The sequence below is a fragment of the Sulfitobacter sp. 1A13496 genome, assembly GCF_043557225.1.
Classification (GTDB): domain Bacteria; phylum Pseudomonadota; class Alphaproteobacteria; order Rhodobacterales; family Rhodobacteraceae; genus Sulfitobacter; species Sulfitobacter faviae.
The window spans coordinates 1-4,462 of sequence record NZ_JBIFFP010000021.1; the positions used below are offsets into that span (position 1 = coordinate 1).

At 50.7% G+C, this 4,462-nt stretch carries 7 protein-coding genes; 5 read left to right on the forward strand and 2 right to left on the reverse strand.

Translation table 11 applies throughout. From position 1 onward, the window contains the following. On the reverse strand, positions 1 to 218 hold a 218-nt coding region (locus ACGYLX_RS18910), incomplete at its 3' end, for a hypothetical protein (RefSeq protein ID WP_394451255.1). 603 nt (positions 219 to 821) lie between these two features. Between ACGYLX_RS18910 and ACGYLX_RS18915 the strand changes: the two genes are divergently transcribed. From ACGYLX_RS18915 to ACGYLX_RS18935, 5 genes are all read left to right on the forward strand, one after another. After that, complete coding sequence (locus ACGYLX_RS18915; RefSeq protein ID WP_394451257.1) at positions 822 to 1,556, forward strand: replication initiation protein; 735 nt, start codon at positions 822 to 824, stop codon at positions 1,554 to 1,556. 101 nt (positions 1,557 to 1,657) lie between these two features. Further along, entirely contained in the window at positions 1,658 to 2,188 is a 531-nt protein-coding gene (locus ACGYLX_RS18920) for a hypothetical protein (protein WP_394451259.1), read from the forward strand. A 133-nt stretch (positions 2,189 to 2,321) separates the two neighbouring features. After that, positions 2,322 to 3,206 (forward strand): MobA/MobL family protein, encoded by an 885-nt coding sequence (locus ACGYLX_RS18925; RefSeq protein WP_394451261.1) that lies wholly within the window; start codon positions 2,322 to 2,324, stop codon positions 3,204 to 3,206. 232 nt (positions 3,207 to 3,438) lie between these two features. Continuing rightward, the gene (locus ACGYLX_RS18930; protein WP_394451263.1) at positions 3,439 to 3,849 is read left to right on the forward strand and encodes a hypothetical protein; all 411 of its coding nucleotides are present in this window, start codon (positions 3,439 to 3,441) and stop codon (positions 3,847 to 3,849) included. 68 nt (positions 3,850 to 3,917) lie between these two features. Next, positions 3,918 to 4,226, forward strand: a complete 309-nt coding sequence (locus ACGYLX_RS18935) for a hypothetical protein (protein WP_394451265.1) — start codon at positions 3,918 to 3,920, stop codon at positions 4,224 to 4,226. Between the two features lie 51 nt (positions 4,227 to 4,277). Here the strand turns inward: ACGYLX_RS18935 and ACGYLX_RS18940 are convergent. Next, positions 4,278 to 4,462, reverse strand: a 185-nt coding sequence (locus ACGYLX_RS18940) for a hypothetical protein (protein ID WP_394451267.1), incomplete at its 5' end; no start/stop codon positions are given.

The window sequence follows — 4,462 nt, forward strand, 5'->3', positions numbered from 1 at the left end:
TCACCTCTCCGAACTTGGCTCACCCATAACAGATCATTGCTATCCATGACTTCTGCCAAATATTTTCGCAGTTGGATCGCTGTTGAGTTGATAGCAACGAGCCACACAGAATCTTGGATTCTGTGGCAGTCATACCTTTTCAGGCGGTCGAACAGGGGTTGGTAATCCGCTGAGCTTTGCTCGTTTCTGAGGTCATAGGATACAAGATAAACAGCCATGTTCTGTGCCTCACTTTCGCTTCGCAGGTTTGGTGCGTGTCTCAACAACAGTAGTCGAAGGACGGCGCTGCGCTTCTTGAACAGTGATGAACCGACCGGAGCGCGCATCACGTCCAATCTTGATGGGGGAGGTTTTCTTTGCCATTGTCAGATTGGCCTTTCTTTTAAGGTTGAAGGACTGCCTGAGGCGAGCTTTTCCAGAGACGAGCCTCGGGCAGTTTCATTTTATCATACCCCCCATATCAGACACAACGCCTTGATAGGTTTGAATAATACGGCACAAAATCTTGTGTCCTATGTTCTTGAAATGTGAGAAATACCAAGTTCTTCTTCGCTCCGCCGTTTTTTTAAGTTTATTATCTTTTTATAGGCCTAATACCCTTTTAAATCAGGTATTTAGGTAGCTTAAATGTGAGGAAATACGGGTTAAATGAAAGAAAACCCCCGTCAAGCGTTAGAAAAAGCGATCGCTATCCACAGGAGGCGACATGTGAGAACCATTGAAGTTCTCACATATGATCGTATGCTCTCACAATGAAGCGTAGCAAAGCATCCCAGATTACGATCTCGCCAGAAACCTCTTTGGCGAATCGCAGTGTCTCTATGCACAACACGATCATCACTGCGGCTCATGCACTGAACTTGTCTGAAAAGCGTATCGTTAGTGCCGCGATGGCGAAGCTCGATAGTATGGCGAAGCAGAAGCCCACAAAGGCCATAAAGATCACAGCGGTCGAATTCGCCGAGTGTTTTGGCATTGATGAAACGACTGCGTATGAACAGCTGAAACGCGGGACCGCAGCGCTCTACGATCGCTCGATTAGGCGCTCCTTCGAAACCCCATATGGGAAAAAGCACATTGAAAGGATTAGGTGGCTGGACCGATCCGCATACGTTGCTGGCGAAGGCTATGTTGAGATTAACTTCTCAAACCAAGTAGCCCCCTACTTGTTAGCCCTCGAAAAGCGCTTCACCAGCTACAAGCTCGAACAAACACGGGCTCTTCGGTCTATCCATTCATGGCGGCTCTTTGAGAACCTCAAACGCTGGGAGAGCACTGGCAGGTGGATCGTTGATATCGAGGACTTCCATCACGCAATGGAGGCCACAAAGAGCTATCGAAAGAACTTCGCTCAGCTGCGAAAATGGGTGATCGAACCCGCGGTTCGAGAGCTTTGCCAGATTAGCGGTTTAGAGATCGAGTGGCAGGCTCATAAAAGCGGCCGAAAGGTCTCCCGCTTGCTCTTCTTGTTCAAGCCAGCTGAGCAAATGAGCTTCGAACTCCTCCCACCAGAAGAGGAAGAAGTAAGGCCATCTCAACTTGTTGAAAACGCATAAATATTTGTCTCAAATCTGAGACTGTTTGTTCTGCCTATGAAACTCATTTGGATTTTCTGAGAACGGTCCGAAGTCCTGCCGACAAGTAATTAGAGTCGAGCATGACAGAACCCAAACGCATTCCATCCGAAGTTCCCCAAGAACGGCCACATCATACGAACCCATTTCTTGATGGGTTCCGGATCAAAACCCGCCCGCAGCGAAAGACGCTAACCTCAGACAGGCGGAAAGGGGTTGTTGATCTGGATACGGGCGAGATTGAGGAAACCGCAGAGTTAGTGAAGCGTGTGCCTACGGACACCGCTCCGTTCATTAAGGTTTTCAGCGACCAACTATACGTCGTTTTGGGCCTCTCACATGCGGGAGTTCGCTTGCTGACCATCGCTTGGATCGAGCTTTCGCGTGATCCAGGCCGGCATAAGGTCAGCCTCTCAGAGAGGATCGCAGCGCAACACGCCAACGAAGCAGGCGGGCATTTGTCCAGGTCGCTCTATTTTCGTGGCCGAAAAGAGCTAATCGCAAGAGGTATTATCGCAGAAACCACTGCGCCAAACCTTTACTGGATCAATCCCCAGATCTTCTTCAATGGCAACCGCCTACCCTTGGTCAAGGAAGCCCAAAGCGCGGCGTAGAGAGCAGAAGTGGCAAGCAGGCCCCAAGTCCGTTCAAGAGGGCGCACAATAGGGCTTAACGGTCTGGCCTATGGCCAGCTGCGTTAAGCCCTTCCGGCAAACTGAATGCGCCTTCTAAACGGGAGGGCATACGATGCTGGAACTTAGCACAACATTTCGAAACATCTCTACGTCTGGGGGGAGGTGTTCCGCAGACGCCACTCAGGCAGCCATCGCACATCTGCGCTACATTGATCGAGAAAGCGCAGTTGAGGATCGTGCTTCTTCGGGGCTGCCAAGAACCAGCCCCGAAGCGCAAAAGGCAGAGCTTCGCCGCTTGTTCCGGAAGCGGTCAAAGACAGGGGGCGCAAACGGTGCGCGGGTTGCAGAGAAGATCATCGTCTCTTTACCCAATAGTTGGCCCAGAGAGGCCCGAAAGGAAGCCTTAGAACGTCTCTGCGTGTATTTCGCACCTCCGGGCAGTGAGGCTGCTTCATACGGGACCACGCATCGCGACAAGGCCCACAATCAGCATCTTCACATCATTGCCCAAGATGGCTGCGAAAGCCGAGAAGCCGCCTTGGCTCGAAGAAGCAATGCACCGAACCAAACTAAGAAAAAACGCTCCCGTATCAGACGCCAGCATGTTCTTCGCTTGGGAGAACGGCAGCGCGCCAAGCAAGTGCGCTCAGAAATAGCCGCAATACTCAATTCCATTGCAAAACAACGCGATCTTGAAGGGGTTGAACACCGGAGCTTTGCTGAGCGCGGCATCTCTGACCCTGCAATGATCCACGAGGGCGCGAAAGTGCGAGCTGTTCATGCGAAAACAGGTGAAGACCCCACAGGCCGCATATCCGCTAATAGAAGCATTCGCACAACGCGAGAGCTGTTCCTTTTAGGGACTACGGCGATTTTTCAGCCCGCAGCTGAGCTCTTCGCCGACATCCTTCCGCCACACGTCAAAGCGCTTACTCAACCGCATTTGTCCCGCACTTCGCGCCGAAAGAAGAAGGCCAAGCTGGCTTTTCACCGATAACCACCGTTAAGCGTTGGTGTTGGTTCTCACGATAGATAAAAGAGTTCTCACGTGAGAACCAACATGCAAATGTAAGAACCACCGAAGCCTCACATGATAACCAACAGAGAACCAACGGAGTTCTCACGAAACCTACCTCTTTTTCATCATTTTTTTCTGATTTTGACCCAAAGGCCAATCTTCCAATCAGCGGCGACCATCGCGCGCGATAAAAACCGATCAAGGATCAGATATGAGCATTAAAGAAACATCGAAGAAGAAGGCCAAGTCAGACAAAGAACGCGCACGAAGCCTTTATCAGAGGCGAACTGCTGCGGGTTGGAAGAAGACATGGGTAAATCCTGAAACACTCTCCATTGCGAGGCAGTTCGGAGGGGTTCAAAAGCTGGGTTCTGCGCTCGAACAGCAGAGCGAAGAGCTAACAAAACTGCGCCTTGAAAATCAGGCGAACTCCCAAGCCAAAACCCAATTGAACAAAGACTTGGATGAACTATCGAACAAACATCAAGCTCTCGCCGAAGAACACAAAACGCTGCAAACTGAGCATCAAAAGCTTCACCGCGAACAAGAAGAGGCAGCCGCTAAGCTGGACCGTCTCAAACGCAGGAGTTTGCTCTCACGTTTGCTCAACCGATCGGAGTAATCATCGAAATTAAATTGTTCTCGGTTTTCACGTTGGACCCATCTCCTCACTGAAAAAGGAGAACTACAATGAAGAAGACCCCATTCCGACCAGAGCAACATGAGAAAGCCAAGACACTGTTCTTGCCGGTTGAGACCCAGCCAAAAGCCTTGATCAAAGCGATTGCCGATCTCTGCCACCCTCTTTCTGAGGAGAAGGCGATCATGTCGGCGGCTATCTTGGTGTTGAATTTCAATCACGACTTCACGCCCAGAGAGTTGGCGCGAGCCGCATACTTTCACGCTAAGAGCGCGGGCTTGCACTACGAGAGGCTCAGAACCCGCTTGGCAGAGGTAATCCGTCTTCGCCCGTCTGGCTGGGCGCCAACAAGGCATTAAGATCATTTTATTGAGCTGGCCGCGGGTTAGAGCGGCCAGCCTTGACGACAGTTATTGCAAGCCGTGCTTGTTCAGAAAGTCGTTCGTTCCCTTCTTTGACATTGAGAAGGAGAACTCACCTCTCCGAACTTGGCTCACCCATAACAGATCATTGCTATCCATGACTTCTGCCAAATATTTTCGCAGTTGGATCGCTGTTGAGTTGATAGCAACGAGCCACACAGAATCTTGGATTC

Bases quoted from the DNA above. Each gene is read 5' to 3' on its own strand.
- ACGYLX_RS18915 (WP_394451257.1), top strand. From the start codon at position 822: ATGCACAACACGATCATCACTGCGGCTCATGCACTGAACTTGTCTGAA.
- ACGYLX_RS18920 (WP_394451259.1), top strand. From the start codon at position 1,658: ATGACAGAACCCAAACGCATTCCATCCGAAGTTCCCCAAGAACGGCCA.
- ACGYLX_RS18925 (WP_394451261.1), top strand. From the start codon at position 2,322: ATGCTGGAACTTAGCACAACATTTCGAAACATCTCTACGTCTGGGGGG.
- ACGYLX_RS18930 (WP_394451263.1), top strand. From the start codon at position 3,439: ATGAGCATTAAAGAAACATCGAAGAAGAAGGCCAAGTCAGACAAAGAA.
- ACGYLX_RS18935 (WP_394451265.1), top strand. From the start codon at position 3,918: ATGAAGAAGACCCCATTCCGACCAGAGCAACATGAGAAAGCCAAGACA.